Source organism: Candidatus Omnitrophota bacterium (assembly GCA_013791745.1).
Classification (GTDB): domain Bacteria; phylum CG03; class CG03; order CG03; family CG03; genus CG03.
Map to the genome: position 1 here is coordinate 1 of VMTH01000120.1, position 20,660 is coordinate 20,660.

23 protein-coding genes and 1 tRNA gene are annotated in these 20,660 nt (G+C 50.3%); 19 read left to right on the forward strand and 5 right to left on the reverse strand.

Annotated features, from left to right (window positions below; genetic code table 11):
• Nucleotides 1–131 precede the first annotated feature (131 nt).
• The 11 genes from FP827_05515 (at nucleotide 132) to FP827_05565 (ending at nucleotide 7,825) form a co-directional block, all read left to right on the forward strand.
• Nucleotides 132–944 (forward strand): ABC transporter permease, encoded by an 813-nt coding sequence (locus FP827_05515; protein ID MBA3052530.1) that lies wholly within the window; start codon nucleotides 132–134, stop codon nucleotides 942–944.
• Entirely contained in the window at nucleotides 941–1,678 is a 738-nt protein-coding gene (locus FP827_05520) for an ATP-binding cassette domain-containing protein (protein ID MBA3052531.1), read from the forward strand. Before FP827_05515 ends, FP827_05520 begins: the two co-directional genes overlap by 4 nt.
• Nucleotides 1,679–1,693: 15 nt before the next feature.
• A complete protein-coding gene (locus FP827_05525) occupies nucleotides 1,694–3,031 on the forward strand; it encodes an MCE family protein (protein MBA3052532.1) in 1,338 nt (445 codons plus the stop codon).
• A gap of 63 nt (nucleotides 3,032–3,094) precedes the next feature.
• Nucleotides 3,095–4,405: a DNA repair protein RadA gene (gene radA / locus FP827_05530; GenBank protein MBA3052533.1), complete on the forward strand. Its 1,311-nt coding sequence runs from the start codon at nucleotides 3,095–3,097 to the stop codon at nucleotides 4,403–4,405.
• Between the two features lie 74 nt (nucleotides 4,406–4,479).
• Nucleotides 4,480–5,463, forward strand: coding sequence for a hypothetical protein (locus FP827_05535; protein ID MBA3052534.1), 984 nt, complete (start codon nucleotides 4,480–4,482; stop codon nucleotides 5,461–5,463).
• On the forward strand, nucleotides 5,450–6,148 hold the full coding sequence (gene ispD, locus FP827_05540) for a 2-C-methyl-D-erythritol 4-phosphate cytidylyltransferase (GenBank protein MBA3052535.1): 699 nt from the start codon (nucleotides 5,450–5,452) through the stop codon (nucleotides 6,146–6,148). The genes FP827_05535 and ispD overlap by 14 nt, the downstream gene beginning before the upstream one ends.
• A complete protein-coding gene (locus tag FP827_05545; protein ID MBA3052536.1) occupies nucleotides 6,145–6,651 on the forward strand; it encodes a translation initiation factor IF-3 in 507 nt (168 codons plus the stop codon). The genes ispD and FP827_05545 overlap by 4 nt, the downstream gene beginning before the upstream one ends.
• 14 nt (nucleotides 6,652–6,665) lie before the next feature.
• Nucleotides 6,666–6,739, forward strand: a tRNA-Arg gene (locus FP827_05550).
• Between the two features lie 112 nt (nucleotides 6,740–6,851).
• Nucleotides 6,852–7,235, forward strand: coding sequence for a hypothetical protein (locus FP827_05555; GenBank protein ID MBA3052537.1), 384 nt, complete (start codon nucleotides 6,852–6,854; stop codon nucleotides 7,233–7,235).
• Nucleotides 7,178–7,471 (forward strand): hypothetical protein, encoded by a 294-nt coding sequence (locus tag FP827_05560; GenBank protein MBA3052538.1) that lies wholly within the window; start codon nucleotides 7,178–7,180, stop codon nucleotides 7,469–7,471. Before FP827_05555 ends, FP827_05560 begins: the two co-directional genes overlap by 58 nt.
• 3 nt (nucleotides 7,472–7,474) lie before the next feature.
• Entirely contained in the window at nucleotides 7,475–7,825 is a 351-nt protein-coding gene (locus tag FP827_05565; GenBank protein MBA3052539.1) for a hypothetical protein, read from the forward strand.
• Between the two features lie 130 nt (nucleotides 7,826–7,955).
• On the opposite strand, the gene FP827_05570 is transcribed toward FP827_05565, so the two are convergent.
• Complete coding sequence (locus FP827_05570) at nucleotides 7,956–8,420, reverse strand: GAF domain-containing protein (protein MBA3052540.1); 465 nt, start codon at nucleotides 8,418–8,420, stop codon at nucleotides 7,956–7,958.
• Nucleotides 8,421–8,512: 92 nt separating this feature from the next.
• Here FP827_05570 and FP827_05575 point away from each other — a divergent pair, with 92 nt between their 5' ends.
• Together FP827_05575 and FP827_05580 are read left to right on the forward strand one after the other, a co-directional pair.
• The gene (locus FP827_05575) at nucleotides 8,513–9,316 is read left to right on the forward strand and encodes a CvpA family protein (protein ID MBA3052541.1); all 804 of its coding nucleotides are present in this window, start codon (nucleotides 8,513–8,515) and stop codon (nucleotides 9,314–9,316) included.
• A gap of 10 nt (nucleotides 9,317–9,326) precedes the next feature.
• On the forward strand, nucleotides 9,327–10,076 hold the full coding sequence (locus tag FP827_05580; GenBank protein ID MBA3052542.1) for an RNA polymerase subunit sigma: 750 nt from the start codon (nucleotides 9,327–9,329) through the stop codon (nucleotides 10,074–10,076).
• A 136-nt stretch (nucleotides 10,077–10,212) separates the two neighbouring features.
• On the opposite strand, the gene FP827_05585 is transcribed toward FP827_05580, so the two are convergent.
• The 4 genes from FP827_05585 to FP827_05600 are packed head-to-tail and all read right to left on the reverse strand — an operon-like array spanning nucleotide 10,213 to nucleotide 14,301.
• Entirely contained in the window at nucleotides 10,213–11,607 is a 1,395-nt protein-coding gene (locus FP827_05585) for a hypothetical protein (protein MBA3052543.1), read from the reverse strand.
• A gap of 3 nt (nucleotides 11,608–11,610) precedes the next feature.
• Nucleotides 11,611–12,162: a penicillin-binding protein activator LpoB gene (locus FP827_05590; GenBank protein ID MBA3052544.1), complete on the reverse strand. Its 552-nt coding sequence runs from the start codon at nucleotides 12,160–12,162 to the stop codon at nucleotides 11,611–11,613.
• 32 nt (nucleotides 12,163–12,194) lie between these two features.
• A complete protein-coding gene (locus FP827_05595; GenBank protein ID MBA3052545.1) occupies nucleotides 12,195–13,610 on the reverse strand; it encodes a hypothetical protein in 1,416 nt (471 codons plus the stop codon).
• Nucleotides 13,588–14,301, reverse strand: coding sequence for a DUF374 domain-containing protein (locus FP827_05600; GenBank protein ID MBA3052546.1), 714 nt, complete (start codon nucleotides 14,299–14,301; stop codon nucleotides 13,588–13,590). The genes FP827_05595 and FP827_05600 overlap by 23 nt, the downstream gene beginning before the upstream one ends.
• Before the next feature lie 20 nt (nucleotides 14,302–14,321).
• Here FP827_05600 and FP827_05605 point away from each other — a divergent pair, with 20 nt between their 5' ends.
• The 6 genes from FP827_05605 to FP827_05630 form a co-directional block, all read left to right on the forward strand.
• The gene (locus FP827_05605; protein ID MBA3052547.1) at nucleotides 14,322–15,545 is read left to right on the forward strand and encodes a glycerate kinase; all 1,224 of its coding nucleotides are present in this window, start codon (nucleotides 14,322–14,324) and stop codon (nucleotides 15,543–15,545) included.
• 103 nt (nucleotides 15,546–15,648) lie between these two features.
• Nucleotides 15,649–16,365 carry a DUF2877 domain-containing protein gene (locus tag FP827_05610; protein MBA3052548.1) on the forward strand — a complete coding sequence of 239 codons (717 nt, stop codon included), beginning with the start codon at nucleotides 15,649–15,651 and terminating at the stop codon, nucleotides 16,363–16,365.
• Nucleotides 16,359–17,834 carry an acyl-CoA synthetase FdrA gene (gene fdrA / locus FP827_05615; GenBank protein ID MBA3052549.1) on the forward strand — a complete coding sequence of 492 codons (1,476 nt, stop codon included), beginning with the start codon at nucleotides 16,359–16,361 and terminating at the stop codon, nucleotides 17,832–17,834. The genes FP827_05610 and fdrA overlap by 7 nt, the downstream gene beginning before the upstream one ends.
• Nucleotides 17,831–18,913, forward strand: coding sequence for a hypothetical protein (locus FP827_05620; protein MBA3052550.1), 1,083 nt, complete (start codon nucleotides 17,831–17,833; stop codon nucleotides 18,911–18,913). Before fdrA ends, FP827_05620 begins: the two co-directional genes overlap by 4 nt.
• The gene (locus tag FP827_05625) at nucleotides 18,900–20,312 is read left to right on the forward strand and encodes a DUF1116 domain-containing protein (GenBank protein ID MBA3052551.1); all 1,413 of its coding nucleotides are present in this window, start codon (nucleotides 18,900–18,902) and stop codon (nucleotides 20,310–20,312) included. Before FP827_05620 ends, FP827_05625 begins: the two co-directional genes overlap by 14 nt.
• Before the next feature lie 72 nt (nucleotides 20,313–20,384).
• Nucleotides 20,385–20,660: hypothetical protein (locus FP827_05630; GenBank protein MBA3052552.1), on the forward strand; the 276-nt coding region annotated here is incomplete at its 3' end.

Here is a 20,660-nt window from a genome sequence, read left to right on the forward strand (position 1 = left end):
GAACTGGAAACCCTGCTTTTTAGCGGGGTTTTTAGGTTACCCGCCCTTGGCGGCGGGTTTGCTAAGAGTAGGAGATAGAGAATAAAAAGCATACAAGTTATTGATTTGGCTTATTCAATTTTCAAAGAGCGATTTTTTTAACAGGGCATTATATCATACTTCCAAAATCTTGTCAAGACTTGACGGAAATTTTATTATACTCTATACTTTTTATTAAAGGGGAAGTGGAGCTTTTTTATAAAACGCTTCATGCCATCATCCGCGGTCATATTAACTGGAAAAATACAATTGATCAGATGCTTTTTATAGGCGTCAATTCCGTGTCTCTGGCTATTCTGTGCGGATTTTTTACGGGAATGGTGCTGGCGCTCCAGACGGGTGAGACCTTCCGTTCCGTTTTTAATGAGCCCATTTATGTGGGCCTGGCGGTGGGATATTCCATGGTTCTGGAACTCGGCCCTGTGCTGACCTCAATTGTCGTGACCGGCCGCGCCGGAGCGGCTATGACGGCCGAAATCGGTACCATGAAGGTGACTGAACAGATAGACGCTCTCTATACCCTCGGAACTGAACCCGTGGAATATATCTGCGTGCCGCGCTTCATAGCTTTTATGGTAGTGCTTCCTTTCCTTGTCGTTTTCTCGAACTGCGCCGGTATTTTCGGCGGCCTTATCGTGAGCTTGTACAAACTCAGCATTCCTTTTTCAAAATACTGGGAAGAAATAAAACAGATGGGCTTGTCGGATCTTTTTCACGGATTGCTGAAAACGCTTGTTTTTGCCCTGATCATCGCGTCGATCTCATGTTATAACGGCCTGGTCACGGAAGGCGGCGCGGAAGGTGTGGGCAAAGCCACGACAAAGGCTGTCGTCACGGCGATGGTGCTGATACTGACAACTGATTTTTTTATGTCGTCGCTGCTCATAAGCATGGGGATAGGCTGATGGGTATAGAAATACGCGATCTCAGCAAGAGCTTCAACGGCAAAGAGGTGCTGAAAGGTCTGAACCTGGATATTCACGACGGTGAGGTGCTGACGGTGATCGGCGGCTCCGGCCAGGGAAAATCGGTTCTCTTCAAACATGTGCTGGGAATTTTCAAGCCGGATGGGGGAAGCATAATCATAGACGGCGTGGATATTTCAAAGTTGAATGACGCGGAACTTCTTAAAATCCAGTCAAAATTCGGAATGCTTTTTCAGAGCGCCGCGCTTTTTGACAGCCTGAATGTTTATGAGAACGTGGCCTTTGGATTAAGGCATCTGACATCAATGAACGAAATAGCCATAAAAAGAAGGGTTACCGAGGTGCTCGCTATGGTGAGCATGCAGGGTAATGAACTTTTGAGCGTGTCGTCTCTCTCGGGGGGCATGAAAAAACGCGTCGCGCTGGCGCGGGCTCTCGCCACTTCGCCGAAATATCTTTTGTATGACGAACCCACGACGGGCCTTGACCCGCTTCTGGCCGAATCAATAAACGATTTAATACTGGATTTGAATAAGCAGACGAAGATAAGCTCCGTGGTGGTCACGCATGATATGCATTCGGCCTTTAAGGTGTCTCACAGAATAGCTTTTCTTCATGACGGTTTGATACAGGAAATAGGCACGGTAGGCGAAATTAAAAACACGAAGCTGGAAAGCCTGAGAAACTTTATCAACGCGGGGAATATAGAATGATAAGCGGGGGATTATATGAAAAATAGCGTGAGAGTCGGGATGTTTGTCGCCGTCGGGATGGCTGTAACGGCCTCTGTCATCATAGTGCTCGGAAAAGTGCAGCTACGGCCGGGCTATAACTTTAACATCGTGTTTAACGATATTTCCGGACTCAGCGACGATTCTCCGGTGCGGATAGCCGGTGTTCAGGTCGGCAGAGTCGTTGATTTTGAAATAACCGAAGAAGGCAAGGCGAAAGTCACAGTGCGCATAGACAGCAAATATCCCGTGCGTCACGGCTGCAAGGTGCGAGTCGTTTCCACCGGTGTTATAGGGACAAAATATCTTCAGTTGAGCGCCGGCGACCCTGCTGCTCCGCGCATCAAATCGGGCGAAACCATCAAAGGGATCTCATCGGTCAGCATAGAGGAACTGCTGGAATCGCTCAACCCCGAAGAAGGCGATGACCCTGTCGGCAAAACGCTCAGGGATATCCTGGATAATGTGAGAAACATTACGCGTAAAATAGATGTCGGGATAGAAGACGAGAATGATATCAAGGACATCGTTCAGGATATAAAGAAATCCGTGAAGAATATAAGAAAATTCACAGACAGCCTTGACGGTAAAGGCAAAGACCTGAGGGAGGCTCTTGAGAAATTCCCGGATCTTGTTGATTCGGCGACAGAGGCTTTTGAAGGCATAGACAAACTCATGGTGAAGCTCAATGATTCCGAGGGCGCCTTTGACGCCCTGGTATCGGATAAGGAAGTCGCCGGCGACGTGCGGCAAACCGTGTCCAGCCTGAAGAAAGCCGCGAGTTCCGCCGAGAAAGCCCTTGGCAGAATAACGGATTTCAAAACCTACTGGAATTATCAGCTCCGGCATAACACGGGAGACAATAAATACCGCAGCGACCTGGGCGTGAAAATCGTGCCCCGGGCGAACAAATTTTATTATCTCGGCGTGTCCAATATAAAGGAGAAGGACGGTTCATCATATGATGTTTCTGAAAGCACAGGTGAGAAAATCGTGTCCGCCGACGCTTATCTCGGCAGAGTTTTCGGGCCTGTGACGATTTTCGGCGGCCTCATTAAATCCGCGGGCGGTGTGGGGATATCCGTTGAGCCTTTCAAATCACTGTCTCTTGAATCCAAAGCCTACCGTTTTGACAGAAAGGTAAACGGCGAAACAACACCCTGGGTTGATGTCAACGCCAGGATCAGGTTCACGAACTGGCTTTATGTAAACGCCGGCGTCTCCGACGCTATGGAAAGCTCTAATTTTCAGGTGGGCCTGAATCTGATCTATTACGACGAAGATCTGCCCTATCTTTTCGGATTGGGGTCGCTGGCCGCCACCGGCGCGAAATGAAGAAACGCTTGCCGGAGTTTGGCCATAAGGCACGCGCCTCAGAGATATCCGTAGACCCATTATATGTTTGTCTGTAAAGAATGCGGTTTTCAATCGCCCGGCCGTCAGGGCAAATGCCCTTATTGCGGAGAATGGGACACATTCTCGGAAATAGCGGATGACGCGGTTAAAGACTCCGGGAAAAGATCTGATTACAGGCCTTCAATGAAAATATCCGAAGTGGCCTCGTCGAAAGAAGAAAGAATAAGCTCCGGAATAAAAGAAATAGACCGCGTGCTCGGCGGGGGAATCGTCAAAGGCTCCGTGCTTCTTCTGGCGGGAGCTCCGGGCATAGGAAAATCCACGCTGCTGCTTCAGACGGCGGCCGCGGTCAAAAAAGTGCTTTACATAACGGGAGAGGAATCGCTCGCGCAGATAAAGATCAGGTCTGAAAGGATCGCGAAAGGCGGTGATGTGAAACTTCTCGCCACAAGGGACATAGGCGAAGCAATGCATGAGGCCTCGCGTCTCAAACCGGATATTGTCATACTTGATTCCGTGCAGGCATTTAAAAATTCCACGTCGGCGGCCGCCTCGCCCTCGGCGATCAAAGAGGTGACATCGCTGATAGTGGAATACGCCAAAACCACCAACACCGCTTTCATTCTTTCAGGGCACATAACAAAAGAGGGTATTTTGCAGGGTCCGAAAATAATAGAGCACATGGTGGACGGGGTGTTTTATCTTGAGGAAAGCCCCGTGCACGGATACAGGCTCCTGTATTCAACGAAAAACCGTTTCGGCAACACCAATGAGCTGGCCGTTTTTCACATGACGGGCAGGGGGCTTGAAACCGTTGAGGATCCGTCGGCTTTTTTCCTGTCGGGCCGCTGCAACGCTCCGGGTTCGGCGGCTGTTTGCTCTTATCAGGGCAGTTCGCCGTTTATCGCCGAGATACAGGCGCTCATCAATATATCTTCTTTTCAGTATCCGCGCCGTCAGGTGACGGGGCTGGAACTCAACAGGGCTTATCTGATCATAGCCATACTTGAGAGATATCTGGGTTTGAAACTTTCAACCTGCGATGTTTTTCTGAATGTCGCCGGAGGCATCCGCATAAGCGAACCCGGAAGCGATCTGGCCGCGGCCGCGGCTATCGTATCATCGTACAGGAAAAAACTCATGCCGAAAGACCTCGTTTTCACCGGAGAGATAGGCCTCGGCGGCGAGGTGCGCGGCGTTTCAAGGCTGGAGGAAAGAATAAAAAAAGCGGAAAATCTGGGTTTTAAGACCATGGCTGTTCCGTCAGGCGGCGCGGTTTACCGCGGAAAAAAAATAAAAGTGATTGAAGTCGGCCATATCAGGCAGCTCGGAGAACTCCTGGCTAAAAACTGATATGGCCTGTGTCCCGTTTGTAACGGGATTTCCCTCCGCGGGCGCGGCAGGGCAATTGGAGGTTTATTATGTTTATGTGGTTTGCGAGGACCTTTATTATTATTCTGGGTCCCATCATCGGTTATTTCAGTATTTCGGCCGGCCCTAAGGGTATTCTTATCGGCACCGGGGCCGCCGTGCTGGTCATTTTCATTGAGTGGGTGCTGGAAAAGGCCCCCCTTGACGACATCATCGCCGCCGGAATGGGTATAGTCCTGGGTCTTATCGCGGTGAAAGCCGTAGATTATATTGTGCTCGTGACTTTCAGCGACAAGGTGATAGTCGTCTGGGAGCAGTATGCGCTCCTTATCAAATTAACGGCCGCTTACACCGGGATGCTCATCGCCGTGAAGAAAAAAGGAGAGATGTATCTTCTGGATAAGAGCATTTCTTTCACATCCAAGAGGATGATACCCGAGAGCATAATAGTTGATTCCTGCATCCTTATCGACGGCAGAATAGCCGACATAGCCAAAGCCGGATTCATGAGCCGCATGGCGGTGATACCGCGTTTCGTCATCAGCGAGCTTCAGACGCTCGCCGATTCCTCGGAAGATTCCAAAAGGACGCGCGGAAAACGCGGTCTCCAGACCATCACTTTCCTGGAAAAGGAAGACTCCGGCGTGAGGGTGAAGATATATGAGAAAGATTATAAGGATCTGGCTTCCACCGACGAGAAATTGCTCAAATGCACCTCCGACCTGGGGTCAAAACTCATGACATCCGACACCAATCTCGCGAAGGTCGCCGAGATCCGGGGGATAGGCGTTTTGAATGTGAATCTTCTGGCTAAATCGCTCAAACCTGTTGTTCTTCCCGGAGAGGCCCTGGATATATTCCTTCTCAAAGAGGGGAAAGAATCGCGCCAGGCAGTGGGCTATCTTGACGACGGTACGATGATAGTCGTTGATAACGCGAGGCGTTTCATAGGTCAGAAGAAAAAAATTATCGTTGTGAGTTTTCTGCAGACGGACGCCGGAAGAATGATATTCGCGAAGCTTGATAATGACAGGGAGTGATTACAGACCATCCTGCGCGGTGCTCCTGGCCTCGGGCGAAGGCTCCCGCGCGGGTTTTGCCTCTCCCAAGCCATTTGTGAAGATCGCCGGAAAAGAGCTTTACAGGCACAGCCTTGACGCGCTTCTGGCAAGCGCTGAGATAGACAGGGTGCTTCTGGCCGTTCCGGCCTCATGGGTGAGGAAGATCGGGATTGAAAACCCGAAATTGAAAATCATCGCCGGCGGCGCCAGGCGCCAGGATTCGCTCTTTAACGCTCTTGGGTTCATGGAAAAAGACACGCGGACGGTGCTCGTTCACGACGCCGCGAGACCATTTATAAAAGAGAAGCTCATCAAATCGGTCTTGAGGGCCGCATCGAGGCACGGCGCGGCTCTGGCTGCGGAAAAGATAAATGACACGGTGAAGGAGGCGGACGGGGGTTTTGTAAAAAAAACTCTTGACAGGACAAAGCTCTTTGCTGCCCAGACGCCGCAGGCTTTCAGGCCCGGAGCGTTGGATAAAATAAGAAAGCTTCTCTCAGGGAAGCGGCTGTTTACCGACGAGGCGGCGGTGATGGAAGAACTGGGCGTGCCTGTCGCGATCGTCAGCGTCGAGTGCTGTAATATGAAATTGACGGACAGAAAAGATTTTGAGATGGCGGCGAAGATGCTGGAAGATGGAATTCAGGAGGAAAAAACAAGGTGACAAAATTTACAAAAGGTCCGCCTATCAACGAGCGGATCAACGCGGCAAAAGTGCAGCTCATTGATGAAAAAGGGAACAATGTGGGTTTGATCGAGACATTCAAGGCGCTGAATATGGCAAGGGTCAAAGGCCTGGACCTGATGCAGGTTTCAGACAGGGAAGTGCCTGTGTGCAGGATACTTGATTACGCCAAATACAGATATACGAAGGCGAAAAAAAATAAAGGGCCGAAACATGTTTCCACTCTCAAGGAAATCCGTTTCCGCCCGCATACCGACGACCATGACATAGAGGTGAAGGTCGGCAAGGCCAAAAAATTCCTCTCTATGGGAGACAAGGTCAAGGTGACCATTTTTTTCAGGGGCAGGGAAAATGCTTTCAAAACCGAAGGTTACAAGCAGATGGACAAGATAAAAGAAATTCTTTCCGATGTCGCCAAACCCGAAGGCCCGCCGCAGCTGTTCGGAAAACGGCTTATTGCATTGTTTATAAAAAACAAATAAAATTACCCTTTACTGCGCCTGTAGCTCAGTCGGATAGAGCATCTGCCTTCTAAGCAGAGGGCCCGGGGTTCGAATCCCTGCAGGCGCGTATTTTTTTTTAATTCTTTTAACTCTATTTTGCAACTATTTCTTGGCGGCTGGTTGCGTTTTCCTGTCAAACTCGGTTATAATGAAGAGTGCCGGGCGGAGTGTAAACAATAATGAGGATTAAAAGAAAATTCAAAGTCGCCGTCAGACGGGGAAACACCCGCGGCTTTTTTATACTGCTTTTTATCATCGCGGCTCTGGCTTCGGGCTATCTGTATATCAGGGATCAGGAACTGCGGGAAAGGATTCTGAAGGTTAAGGCAATGAGCGGCTATAGCGAATCCGACAAGCAGCACATAATAGAAACGATCAAGTGCGGCGTGCCGATAAGCGTTGCCGAATACACGCTGAGGCAGGAAAAAAAGCGCTCCGAGGCCTTGAGAAAAAACGGGTGCTCACGCAAAAAGCGGAACAAAAGGTTTTCAGCGCTCGGCCTGAAATGGAAAAAGATTATAAGGCTGTCCGCAAAAAGAAAAGGATTTCAAGGGCGAAATTAAAACTCATCTCGCAGATATTCGGCCTGATGGATTTCCTGGACTATTCCATACGCTACACGACGCTGAAAGAGGAGAGTGAGCTTTACGCTTTCAATGAGGAGGGTTTGGAGGAGATCCTCGCCATATTTGTCGCCGCGGCGAACCGCAAGGGCGGCGCCACGCCCGAAGAAATTGATGAATACGGCCTTGAGGGAATTCAGGATCTCAAGGTGTACAAGAGCCGCTACGCGCGCTGAAGCATGAGATTATTAAAAAAACTCTTTAAGTCCGGGAAACATTACAGCGTTTATGTGGTCAGGCTGGATAACAAGATCAAGCAGTTTGAGAAAGTTTTTGATCTGAACAGAAGCAGGGATCTTGAGAAACCCTGCATTTATGTGGGTATGACGGGGCTGAAAGTTGCCGAGCGTTTCAAGAATCACAGGAGCGGTTATAAATCGAGCTCATGGGTGCACAAATACGGTATAGCTCTGATGCCGTCGCTCTATGAGCATCTCAATCCCATGACATATAAGGAGGCCGTAAAAATGGAGGTTGATCTCGCCGAAGATCTGAGAAGGCGCGGCTACACCGTCCTCGGCGGCCATTAACTCACAATCACCTCAGAAGTATCCTCAGACGGCCGCTCAGGTATGCGCTTCGCTGCCAATTCACTCGGGGCAGGGGCCAAACCCCTCGCTCATATGGCCCGCTTCGGATACCATCTGAGGCAGTTACTTATTAGAGAGCGAGGGCGAGTTCCCGGGCTATGATCTCCACTGTTTCAACATTTTCCTGAGTCAGGGACTCAGTTTGTTCCGTTCTTTTGATGTTTATCACTCCGCGGGCTTTGCCGTTTTTTATAAAGGGCACGCTCATGCCGGAACTGATATTTTCGTATTTTTTCATGCCGCGGAAATGTTTGTCGGAATTCACGTCCACCTCGCCTTTGATAAGGACGGAGGCCATTGTTTTCGCGGCTTTCCCGCTGACTCTTTCGCCGACGACGACTTTTTTTCCGATGGCGTCGTGCTTGTTGCTTCCGGCGGCCGCCGCGACGGTGAGATTTTTTCCGTCATCATCCACGAGCATAATGGAGCCTCCGTCGGATGAGAGAATGGCGCATATCGAGGAGAGGCAGAATTTTAAAAGGTATTCGGTTTTTTCCCCAAGATTTTTTACCGTGATGACTTCAGTGTGATTCATGAGCCCCTCCTTATAAAAACAGGTTTCGCCAATACAACCACCTTCATATTCTACATAAAATTATCTGAATTTGCCATAGAGCTGTTCCCTCTATGGCGCTATTGTCCGCGGGAGCATCCGTTTTGTATACTAAAACGATGAACGCTGACACTCTGATCATTATCTTAGCGCTGATGTTTTTCGCGTGGGGCTTTTTCAAAGGGGCTCTTCGTGAGATATTCAGTCTGCTGGCCTTCGCGGCGGCTTTTTTCTTTTCCGCGCCCCTGACCGCCTTGCTCCTGCCGGCCTTTAAACACGATCTCGGCAATTATGTGCTGATCCAGTCCGCCGGGCGTGTTGTGCTGTGGTTCATTCTCTATTTCGTTATAGTCCTCATCGGAAAATTTGTAGAATCCCGTTTTTTGAAAAAGGCCGCGCTGCGTTTTGCTAACAGGGCCCTCGGCGCCGCCATAGGTTTTCTGAAAGCCGCGATCCTGTCCCTTGCCCTTATGTGGTCAGTGGACGTGTTCATCTCTCTGACAGGATCCGCCACGCCTGATATATTCAGTAAATCTCGGATGTATAAGGCCGCATCCAAAAAAAATATTTTCATGAAAACAGAGAAGGTCGCGGAGCTGACAAAGATGATCGCTTTGGCAAAAATAGCGCGGCAATCCCTGCCTGAAGTTCAGGGGAGTATCCCCGGCGGACTGGATATTAACGATATAGACCTGTCACAGATGGCAAAAGTACTGAAAGGCGTTGATCCCGGAGAGATAGAAAAACTGCTGAAGGAGATGTCCTCGACTTTGCCGGGTTTGGACTTGCCCGCGGACATGGATATCAAAAAAATACAGAAACTTGTCTCGGATATGAACAGGGAATCCGTGAACAAAATACGCCAGGCCGCTAAATAGATCTGTGCCGATAAGAAAAGAATCCGCCGCCGGCTTCGCCCGTCTTTTGGAAGTGTCGCGCTCGGCAGCGGCGCTAAGCGGGGCGGGATGTTCAACGAACGCGGGCCTGGCCGATTTCAGGGGCGCCAAAGGTTTGTACAATTCGGGTAAATACGACCCGCAGAAATTATTTGATATAGACGAGTTTTTGAAAGAGCCCGGATATTTTTACGATTTTGCGAGGGATTTCATACAGCAATTTAAAAAAATAAATCCGACTTTCACCCATCATTTTTTCTCGGAGCTGGAGAAAACGGGAAAACTCAAGGGGATAATAACGCAGAACATAGACGCCCTGCATCAGAAAGCGGGGTCGGTCAATGTTGTCGAACTCCACGGCAGTTTCTGGACGAGCCGCTGCATGTCCTGCGCGAGAGAATACAGTTATTCCGAGATGGAACCGAAAATATTGAGCGCGGAAGTGCCGCGATGCGGCTGCGGCGTGGTGATAAAACCGGATATCGTTTTTTACGGCGAAGGTGTAAAGCGCCTCGGAGAATCAGTAAAACTCGCCTGCGAAAGCGACTTGTTCATCATAATAGGTTCTTCTCTGGAAGTCTATCCCGCGGCGGCAATTCCCGATTCCGCGTACGGTAAAATAGTCCTTGTGAACAAAGGCCCCGTGAACATAAAAGCGGAACGGTTGTCTTTGGATGTCAGCGACGATCTGGATGATTTTTTCATGGCCGTCGCCGACGAACTCGGAATCTCAATCCAATAATATCCAATACCGGCAGAGATATCCGTAGACGGCCGCTCACGTATGCGGTTCGCTGCCAATTCGCTCGGGACACGGGGCAAAACCCCTCGCTCATATGGCCCGCTCCGGATACCATCTGCCGGATTGTTTCGTTTGGTTAAATAAAAGTGCGGACGGTGAGAAAAGTTTTTTTGTTCTTTTTAACCTGCACCCCGCCCAGGATCTTTTCGCCGATATCGGCTCCGAACTTGGTTTTCATATTCAGCCGCAGATTGTGAGTGCCTTCTTCGGCGGGGATACGGCAAATGGCGATCTCCGAGCCTAATGTCCGCCAGGATCTGATATCCGCCTGTTCTGTCGCGGCGGAAAGAGCTCTCAGTCCGCCGCCGACGAGCATGCCCATGGTCTTCCCCCTGCTTTTTTCGGCGGATTTTTCGGCTTCTCTGGCGAGCACGTGTTTTATCCAGGCTCTCGCGATGGATTTAGCGCGTATGCGGTTTATACGGTCTTTCAGGCTCTTGACGGCGGCGGAAGTTATATCGGATGTTTTTTCCGTTTTAAATTTTTTTCCTTCGATTTCAATATTTAAGTAAGCGCAGCTGTAAGGGGGCTGTGTGTATTCGGGGAAGGATACGCTGAAAGTTTTTTTTGAGGCGAATCCTCTAGCCGCCGAGTTTGCCGCCGCGAATTTCTTTTGGTCATCGCCGCTTGTTTTTATGCTTTCCGCGTGAGCCCATCCTTCTCCGAAAGAGACTTCTATTTTGCGGCCTGTTTTCACCGGGGCGGGGCCGTTGATATGGACAACGATTATTTCCTCTCTGGATGCAGGGCTGATTTCGTTCTGTTCAAGAGAGTATTTCTCTTTAATCCTTTGGGCGTCGTCCTGGAAGCCCATATTGACCGCGGCCGCATAACAGCCCGTGATGAGGCCTCTCGGCGGTTTTGCGCCTTTTTTCTCAAAAGCCGCAATGGCGTTTTTATAATCTATGAGGGCGCCATTGCTGTCTCCGGCTGATTCCCTGACGATGGCTGAAAAATATAAGGCACCGGGCCTTATTTCCTCATCCCCCGCCGAGCCGCCGTTCACGCTGATAGTTTTGAAGAAATGATCGAGCTGCCTTATCTCAACCATGGCGCTGTTTTCCTCGCCCATTGCGGCGTAATTAAGGGCTTTGATCAGATAGATCATGGCTATCTCATAATCTTCTCCGTCATAAGCTTTCTGGGAATCGTTTATCAGAAGAGAAGCGCCCTCGGCAGTGAGGCTTTTTGTGTAGAGCTGTTCCGCAAGCATTTTGGCCTTTTCGAAGGCCGCGTTGCTCTCTTTGTATTTTCCGGCGAGGTGCGAGAGCATGCCCGAGTCCAGAAAATAGAGAAGGGTGTCCTTGGAAGGATAATATTCCTTACGGTTTGTCTCTATATCCTTAAGGGCGGATTCATAGCGCCCTCCGGCGGATTCGGCGTTTATCTTAGCGTAAAAATTCTTTCCGGCGCATCCGTAAAGGACAGACAGCGCCGCCGTAGCCAGATATAATTTGAGCCTGGTTTTCAACGGTTAAAGGCCGAACTTGGAACGCTTGACGAGCTTTTTGATTTTCTTCTGTCCTATCCAGACCTTTTCGTTGCTTTCCATGTCAATGAGTTCCAGCTCGATCTGATAATAGCGCAGTGTTGTCTTTCCGGCGCTGTCCAGTATGCTGTTTATGCCGCCCTGGAGCATGAAGTCCGCTGCTTTTTCCTTGAAGAACGCTTTGGCGTCTCCGGAGAATTTCTGCTGTTCGGCTCTTTCCTGTCTTATTTCCTCTCTCGCGGCGCCTCCGGCGACAAAGGTCACTTTGCCGGAATTGATGAGCTCTCTTTCCATGTCTTTCACGAAAGTGTCTGTGGCGATATGTTCGCTCGACATGTTTTTGACAGTGCCGACGATCACTCTGGGTTTTTTTCCCGCGCTGGAGCTGAAGTCCGGCAGCCAGCTCCGGCCGAGGCAGTCTCTTATGGCTTCTTCCGCCACGAGTCGCGAATCGGTGTCATTCCAGTACCCGGAAAGATCCACTTCCGCGGCGGAATCCATGCGCCCTACTTTCACAGGCGCGCAGCCCGCGATCATCAGCAATGAAACACAAATCACAAAAATGTTTTTCACTTGTTTTCTCCTTTTAACTTAAAGTCACTCAAATTCCACCCGCACCATTCTTTCAGGCAGAAATCCATTTCTTTGGCTGACACACAGTTGAGGTCTATCTCTCCGTCAATTCCCGTCAGTATGAGATCGGAGAAGATCCGCACATAAAAATTGGCCCGGGATGCGGCGTCATATTTTTCCCAATTTTCCGTCCAGTTGTATTGTTCCCTCTCGTATTTGGATGTGACGAGGCCCGCTATGTGCTTGGGATGCCAGCCTTTGAACATAAGGACTCTGACGAGATTCTGGATATTGGTAGGCCGCAGGATGTTGTCGTTGGGCAAAAGCAGGGCGAGACGCGTGCATTCAGGCAGTGCGAAAGCATCCAGCATATCGTAAGTTTCGGGCCATTCTTTTTCCGTGTGCGCCTGGGTTTCGTCGAAATCCCGGTGTATGCCCCGCAGGCGCGAAGCCTCGTATGAATTCAGCAGGTTCATGAATTCTTTTGAAAAATCCGGTATTCTGCAGGAATTATTTTTAGCGTATTCTATCGTTTTTTCGGGGCTGGTGCGAATTTCAAGAATTTTTTTTAGGGCTGTGTCATTTCTGGGCAGAGCAAGCCGCGGGGCAATGTTGTCGGCAACATCTTTGCCCACTTTGTACCATTGCATTTTATTTTTCTGATGGGTGCTGAAAGGGCAGCGTATGTCGCGCATGAAAATAGGGTCGCCGTACATTGAGAGGTCAAATGAAAGGGCTTCTCTTTTCCCGCGTGACGATTTGCCGACGGTTACGTCGGTTATCACGCAGGGAATGGCGAAATTTTCGCCGGCGAGTTCTTTCATTATGGTGTGCACGGCGTATTCAAGGACTTTGCCCATGCCCTCAAAAGCCTTCCCGTGCCTTATTGAGACAGCCTTCTTCCGTCTTCCCTTGATTATCTGATAACGTTTTTTGAGTTTGTCCGCGACAAAGCCGATTCCCTCAAGTTTCTTGTCCGCTGCGGAGAAGCGCGATATTTTAAATGAGAAATGATAGCCCTGTCCGGTCATTATGGTGAGGGGCACGAGACCGAACCTCGCGAAAACCTCGCGGATCTTCGCGTAGGCGGGTTCTATCAGAGAAAATATCTCTTCGGGGCTTTTGTATATTTTCCCCGGGTTGTCTATGTTAAAGTATTCTATGTCGAGGACGCCCAGCGTGGATTCTATGTCCCACACGGATCTGTATATATCAAGGCTTTTTTCGAGCAGATAATCGAAATATTCCCTGGGGGCGGACATGAATTCAATGTGTTTTTCCCGCAGGAGCTCAAGGCCGTATCCCACGAGATATTGCGCGGTGAAAGAGTCGGGGTTATCGGCGTCTCCGCCGCAGTATTCGGCAATGCGCTCCCGGATAAACGGGTCTTTATAATATTGGACGAAATTCATCGCTTTCCTTTGTTATCCTATCCAGCTCCATCTGGAACAATGTTAACATTTTATCCATATCGTGTCTATTCGCCGAGCGCGGCACCTCTATTGCTTTGCCTATGACATAGCGGCCGCTGGTGAAAGGCACGGGTATCTGCACCCTGTTCCAGTAGGAATCAACAAAGATTTTTTTTCTCACCCCCGCGGAGAGAGGAAGTATTACGGCGCCAGACATTTTCGCCATCTGTATTATGCCGGCTTTTGCTATCTCCGGCGGCCCCTGAGGGCCGTCGACCGCCAGAGAGCCGTTCAGCCCTGAACGGAGCGCCCGTATCATGCCTTTCAGCGCCGCCGCGCCGCCGGAACTTGAAGAGCCGCGCACGACTTTTATGGTAAAAAAACGGTGTATCACTTTCAGCACCTCGCCCGCGTCCGAGCGCGTCGCGAGAATCACAAGCTTTTTTCCAATAGCGAAGGGCAGAAGCATTATTTGACGGCCGTCCCAGCAGCCGTAAATATATTTTTTCCCCTCCGCCATCACTTCGTCCTGGTTTTCGCCGCCTGTCACTTTCATCCGCACGGTTTTCATCAGGGCCCAGCACAGGAGAGAATAAACAATGCCGGCAAAAGGAAATAAACTTTGCCTGACAAAGGGCTTAAAAAAACGCCATATTTTTTTTATCGGACGGGGTATGTTCGGTTTATGCATTTTTTTAGTATAATAAAATTATGGAGAAAAATACAAATCTGAGAATTAACCGCACCGAGGCTCTCCGCGCCAAAAAAAACAAGCTGAACATCCTCGTCTGTCCCGACAGTTTCAAGGGATCTCTTTCCGCGGAGGAGGCGGCATCATGCATAAAGGAAGGCCTGGAAAGGTCGATGCTCCTTGCCGACATAAAGCTTTTGCCTCTTGCCGACGGCGGAGCGGGCACTGCGCGGATACTGGGCAGGGCACTGCTCGGAGAGGAAGTGATAAAAACGGTCAGCGGACCGTCCGGGAAAAAAGTGAAGGCGTCTTATTTCATTTCAGCCACGCCTACCGGCGGACTTTCAGCCCCGGCCGGGGGGCATTCAAAGCGGGCATTTATAGACCTGGCTTCGGCCAGCGGGCTCTCGAGGCTTCCAAAAAAAGATATGAAGCCCTTGAAAACAAGCAGCCGCGGCACGGGAGAACTCATCAATGACGCTCTCGTGCGCCGATGCGCCGAAATTTTTGTCGGCCTGGGCGACTCAGCCACGGTTGACGGTGGAGCGGGGATGCTCGCGGCCATGGGCGTTAAGTTTCTGGATAAACACGGCAATCATATTCCCGACGGCGGCGGGGCCTTGAAAGGTCTTGTTAAGATAGACACTTCTCATTTATCAAAAAAAATAACAGGCGTTAAATTCACGGCACTCGCCGACGTGACAAACCCTCTTATCGGGCCCCGCGGTGCCGCGGCTGTGTTCGCGCCGCAGAAAGGCGCGTCGCCGAACGAAGTCATGCTTCTTGAAAAAGCGCTTTCTCATTATGCCCGAATTATAAAAATCGCCACGGGAAAAGATGTAAGCTGTATCCCCGGCGGCGGCGCGGCCGGAGGTTCGGGCGCCGGAATGGCCGCTTTCCTGGACGCCGAAATAAAGCCGGGTATTGAGAAGGTTTCGGAATGTATGAAGCTGGATGACAATATCGCCTCCTCGGATCTGGTGATAACCGGCGAGGGCAGGGTTGACTCACAGAGCTTTTCGGGCAAAACACTCAGTTTCGTCGTGAAAACAGCCGCGGAATACGGGAAAACCGTCGTGGTGTTCGCCGGAAAAATGGAAGAGGGTATCAAAGACAGCAAAACCATGGTATTCATAAAGATCACGCCTTTTAAAATGGAGATGGAAAAAGCCGTAAAAAACGCTCCGGCATATCTGATCCGCGCCGCGCGCAAACTCGGCGATCTTCTGAGCCAAAAATTTTAGTCAAACAGTGACTTATTCCCGATAAAGCGTCTTTTCGGCGACACTTACATTATCTAAAATGCGCACATTTGCTTTTTCTTTTTGAAAATGATAAATTGACCCTATGCGTGCCAAAGCTCTATATTACGACGATTGCATAAGCGCGGCCTCTCTTCTTAAGCTCCGCGCTGTCAAAAAATACGCGAATTCCTGTTATTTCAGAAACCCCGCCGGCGAATTCATCACTTTTCTCAAAAGCCCCAACCAGCTCGTGCCGGGAGGCATAGAGTTTGCGGAATCCGTGTATGGGCAATTAGAGACGCTTGAGGAAGTATCGCTGGAGTTGATATCCGGAGAAGCGAAGTCTCTGGAGCTCCCCTCCGAATGCGGCATCTCATTTGAGGCCTCGGCCCGAGCCGAGGATAAATGGCGTCTCGCTCAGGATGATTTTAAGAACATACTGGATTTCCTCATTGCCGGGAGGAACTGGAAAAAGCTTCTCGGACTCGGCGGCGGCCTGACACCCTCAGGAGATGATTTCCTCGTCGGGTACATCGCCGCGAAAAAAATGGGAGGAATGGAAATACCCTTTAAACTCGATCTTTCCAGGACGACACCGTTGAGCGCGCATTTTCTAAAGCACGCCCTTCGCGGGAGATTTTCGGATCAGATAACCGCCTTTATAAAGGAAGGGGATCTTTCCATCCTTTCTTTCGGCGGCAGCTCGGGCGCCGCCACGGCTGTCGGCGTCATCAAGGGCCTGGCGGAAAACGAGTGCCTGCGCGCGGTTTCATGCGGCGGCGCGGACAAAAATAATACGGAGGTTGTGAAGGCATGCTGAAAAATTTTATTCTGAAAGATAATTATAACGATTCCGTGGTGCTCATGAACGCGGCGAACAGCGTGAGGAATGAATTCTCCAACAAAAACGTTTCAGCCGTTATGGCGACTCCCCAGAACATGGAGCTGCTGGAGAGCCTCGGTCTTCTTTCCGACGAGGGGAAAAAAGCCCTCAGCGCAGATCTCATATTTGCGGTTGACGCGGATAACGCCCAGGCCGAAAAAATGTTCGCGTCTTTTCAAAAAGTCATGGCCGCTAAATCTTCTGAAAAAGACAGCGACGGAGAGTCTGACATCTCTTTTGACACAGCGCTTCTGGACGATGCCGCCCTGGTGCTGATGTCCATCCCCGGAAGATATGTTCCCAGGGAAGCGGAAAGGGCTTTGATGGCCGGAAAAAATGTGATGGTCTTCAGCGATAATGTGCCGCTTTCTGATGAAATAAGGCTCAAAAAACTCGCTATCGAGAAAAAACTTCTGTTCATGGGCCCTGACTGCGGCACCTGTATAATAAACGGCAAAGGTCTCGGCTTCGCCAATGTCATCAAGCCGGGGAACATAGGCATCGCCGGAGCGTCGGGTTCGGGTATTCAGGAGCTGACATGCGCCATAGACAAGATGGGGCAGGGGATGTCGCAGGTGATAGGCGTCGGAGGCAGGGATATAAAAAGCGCCGTCGGCGGATTGAGCCTGCTCGCGGCGATGGATCTGCTGGAAAGCGATAAGAGCACCGATGTCATCGTGATAATATCCAAACCGCCCGATGCTGATGTGGCGGATAAGATAATTTCAAAAGCCAAGGCGGGAAGAAAGAAATATGTTATCAATTTTCTGACAATGGAACTCAAGGATTTCGGCAACATAAAATTCGCGTCCAATCTTGAAGAAGCGGCCGTCGCGGCCTGCCGCCTGCTGAATGAGAAAGCCGTCCTGCCCTTGTCCAGCCACAGGCTGCCGAAGCTCAAAGGTAAATATCTCCGCGCTCTATATGCGGGCGGAACGCTCTGCTACGAGGCGCTCTATCTGCTGAAAGACATTGAGATCTTCTCCAACACGCCTATAAACAAAGATCTTTCGCTTAAGGATGTTTTTCAAAGCGTCAAAAATTCTCTTGTTGATATGGGCGAGGATGATTTCACGAGGGGATATCCGCACCCGATGATGGATTTTACGCTGAGGAAACAGAGGATAGCTCAGGAGGCGGAAGACCCCCAGACCGGCGTCATACTGCTGGACTGCACCCTTGGATGGGGCTGTCACAATGACCCCGCCGGAGAGCTCGCGGAAGCGATAGCGGAGGCGAAAAAAATAAATCCCGGTATTGTTTTTGTCACGCCCATAACCGGTTCTTACGGTGATCCTCAGGATTATAATGCCCAGCAGAAGAAGCTGGAAGAGGCAGGCGCCTTTGTTTATCACACGAACAGGCAGGCGGTTGAGGCCGCGCGCGGGATTCTTTTCTCCGAATGAACGATTATCTTAAAAAAATACCCGGCCCCACCAACGCGGCGCTATACAGGATATGTCCAGCATCAAGCATTGAAAGGTACATAATCTCAACGCCCGCGACGAGAAAAATCCTCAACATGCCTGAGATACACGGTTTTGAATACACCTATCTTTTAAGGAGGGGCCTTGAAAATTTTCTCAAAACCCCCTTCGCCGAAAAATTCTTCAAGGACGAGGGCGGCGCGAAATATTCGGCGCTGCACTTTCTGAGAGGCGGTCTGAATTTCAACTTCATAGAACAGTTTTATAAGTGCTACGGTTTCACAAAAGTGAACGCTTCTTTTATGACCTCCCAGCGGGTGCAGAAGGGCAAGCACTGGCAGATAAAGCACGATCAGTACAGGAAATTCTCGCTTGAAGGCGTGACATCTCTCATAGCGGGGGATGTTATAGCCACGGGCACCACGCTCAAGAACGGCTTTGACTGCATACTGGACATGGATGTCAAACTGGACAGATTCATATTTTTTACGATAGGCACGCCTTACACGGAAAAGATCATCAGTGCTTATGAGAAAAAATTCAGGAAGAAGAACCGTGATTTCAAGGCTTATGTGTTTTATATAGAGGGCCGTTTTGAGCTCGTCGAGAAAAAAGGAGAGCTGCCCTTCGCGATAGACGGCACCGACCTTATCAGGACAAACGCTCTTCTGAGCCCGGAATTTGAGGCCTCGCAGACCATTTCATCGCGCATAGAAAGATGCGCCGTGTATGACGTCGGGGCCAGGGCCTTCAACTGGAGAAAACATTTCAGGGATATCGTCGAGTACTGGGAACAGCTCAGCAAAAGCGATTACAGCGTGCCGGAGGTTTACAATCTGCGGCATCCTTTTCCCTACGCCGATTATGAGGAATATGAAAAAGCCAAAAAAAAGCTGTGGCCTGAACTCTCAAAAGACACGCTCAAAAGAATGTATGAAAAAGAAATAAAGATGCTGCTGAACGCTATAAAGCTGGATTCGTGGAGCTTTTTCGACCAGCGGCTGAAGTTTCTCAAAAATTCCGCTCAGACGATAAAATGGAGGAATGACGATGTTTAAGAACGATAAGATAATCAACCTGGGAGTGGATATTTTCTACGACGCGCTGAAAAAGCAGCTCGCTGATGTGCGCAACGCCGGGTTCACGCCTTTTGCAGGGGGCGATACCGGGATGGCGGCGCTGCTGGATTCGCTCGAACAGATAAAAGGCGAGATAGACGCGGCAAACGCCGAGGGCATCCGCCGGATCAATGAATCAACGCCCGTTCTTATCGCCACGGCCCGCGCGAAAGACGTGATACCGGGGATGAAGAAAAACCTAATACTCCATGCCGGGCCTCCCGTGGCAAAGGAAAAGATGTGCGGCCCCGTTATGGGCGCGGCTCTGGGCGCCATCGTTTATGAGGGACTGGCCGCGGACCTTAAGGAAGCGAAGGTCCTCGTCGACCGCGGCGAGATAGATTTTTCGCCCTGCCATCACCATTCAACTGTCGGCCCCATGGCCGGGGTGGTGTCCTCCTCCATGTGGGTTTATGTCGTTGAAAACAAAAAGTTCGGCAATAAGGCATACTGCCCCCTGAACGAGGGGCTTGGAAAAGTGCTGAGGTTCGGCGCCAATTCCCCCGGCGTGTTAAAGCATCTCAAGTGGATGGAAGATGTGCTGGCCCCTTCGATAAACGAAGCTCTCAGGCAGTCCCCGAACGGTATAGACATAAAATCCATAACATCGCAGGCGCTGATGATGGGTGATGAGTGCCACAACAGGAATGTCGCGGCTACGGATATCCTTATAAAAGAGCTGATACCTCTTCTTCTCAAGACGGGAATCGCGAAAAGTGTTATCAAAGAGATCATTGATTTCATCGCGTCAAACCCGCACAGCTATCTCAATGTGTCGATGGCCGCCTGCAAAGCGACCGCCGATACGATAGCCGGCCTTGAAAAATCAACCCTCGTCTCCGTCATGGCCAGAAACGGAACGGAGCTCGGCATACGGGTGGCGGGATGCCGCGATGAATGGTTTACTGCGCCCGCCGGAATACCGAAAGGCCTTTATTTCGCGGGCTTTGACGAGACCGATTCCAATCCCGACCTGGGCGATTCCACTATTTCGGAGGCCGCGGGCATAGGCGCCAACGCCATGGCCTGTGCGCCGGCGATAGTCAAGTTCGTCGGGGGCACGCCCTCTGATGCCATGAAATTCACAAAACAGACCTATGATATATGCGCGGGGGAATCGTCTAATTTCCAGATACCCTATTTGAATTTCAGGGGAACGCCTGTCGGTTTTGACATCAGGAAGATCGTCGCCAGACAGCAGCCGCCTTTCATCAACACCGGCATAGCCCACAAGGACGCGGGTATAGGCCAGATAGGAGCGGGCCTTCTTTACGCCCCCATAGAATGTTTCAAATCCGCCCTCAAACGCTTCGCCGAAAAAACTCTTCCTCAAAAATAAAATTTGCCTCCGCGGGGTGTCATCCCGTCACAATTATTTGACCACGCGGGCATTTATTGTTAAAATGACGCGATGAAAAAGAGCAATCTTAATTCTGTCGGAAAATCGGAGATAAGAAAGGACGCCTTTTCAAAGGTGACGGGGCAGTCTCTTTTTATCAATGACGTCAAATTCCCCGGTATGCTTTACGCCGCCACGGTCAGAGCCCCGAAACCTCACATAAGAATACTATCCATAGATGATTCCGCGGCTAAAAAACTCCCCGGCGTGAAAGGTATCTATTACGCGAAAGACGTGCCGGGTGATAACAGGGTGCCTCTGGTTTTTCAGGACTATCCTTTCCTGGCC

Bases quoted from the DNA above. Each gene is read 5' to 3' on its own strand.
- FP827_05560 (MBA3052538.1), top strand. From the start codon at position 7,178: ATGGAAAAAGATTATAAGGCTGTCCGCAAAAAGAAAAGGATTTCAAGG.
- FP827_05625 (MBA3052551.1), top strand. From the start codon at position 18,900: ATGACGATGTTTAAGAACGATAAGATAATCAACCTGGGAGTGGATATT.
- FP827_05555 (MBA3052537.1), top strand. From the start codon at position 6,852: ATGAGGATTAAAAGAAAATTCAAAGTCGCCGTCAGACGGGGAAACACC.
- FP827_05620 (MBA3052550.1), top strand. From the start codon at position 17,831: ATGAACGATTATCTTAAAAAAATACCCGGCCCCACCAACGCGGCGCTA.
- FP827_05590 (MBA3052544.1), bottom strand. From the start codon at position 12,162: ATGATCGCGGGCTGCGCGCCTGTGAAAGTAGGGCGCATGGATTCCGCC.
- fdrA (MBA3052549.1), top strand. From the start codon at position 16,359: ATGCTGAAAAATTTTATTCTGAAAGATAATTATAACGATTCCGTGGTG.
- radA (MBA3052533.1), top strand. From the start codon at position 3,095: ATGTTTGTCTGTAAAGAATGCGGTTTTCAATCGCCCGGCCGTCAGGGC.
- FP827_05535 (MBA3052534.1), top strand. From the start codon at position 4,480: ATGTGGTTTGCGAGGACCTTTATTATTATTCTGGGTCCCATCATCGGT.
- FP827_05600 (MBA3052546.1), bottom strand. From the start codon at position 14,301: ATGCATAAACCGAACATACCCCGTCCGATAAAAAAAATATGGCGTTTT.
- ispD (MBA3052535.1), top strand. From the start codon at position 5,450: ATGACAGGGAGTGATTACAGACCATCCTGCGCGGTGCTCCTGGCCTCG.
- FP827_05575 (MBA3052541.1), top strand. From the start codon at position 8,513: ATGGCGCTATTGTCCGCGGGAGCATCCGTTTTGTATACTAAAACGATG.
- FP827_05565 (MBA3052539.1), top strand. From the start codon at position 7,475: ATGAGATTATTAAAAAAACTCTTTAAGTCCGGGAAACATTACAGCGTT.
- FP827_05525 (MBA3052532.1), top strand. From the start codon at position 1,694: ATGAAAAATAGCGTGAGAGTCGGGATGTTTGTCGCCGTCGGGATGGCT.
- FP827_05610 (MBA3052548.1), top strand. From the start codon at position 15,649: ATGCGTGCCAAAGCTCTATATTACGACGATTGCATAAGCGCGGCCTCT.
- FP827_05605 (MBA3052547.1), top strand. From the start codon at position 14,322: ATGGAGAAAAATACAAATCTGAGAATTAACCGCACCGAGGCTCTCCGC.
- FP827_05595 (MBA3052545.1), bottom strand. From the start codon at position 13,610: ATGAATTTCGTCCAATATTATAAAGACCCGTTTATCCGGGAGCGCATT.
- FP827_05570 (MBA3052540.1), bottom strand. From the start codon at position 8,420: ATGAATCACACTGAAGTCATCACGGTAAAAAATCTTGGGGAAAAAACC.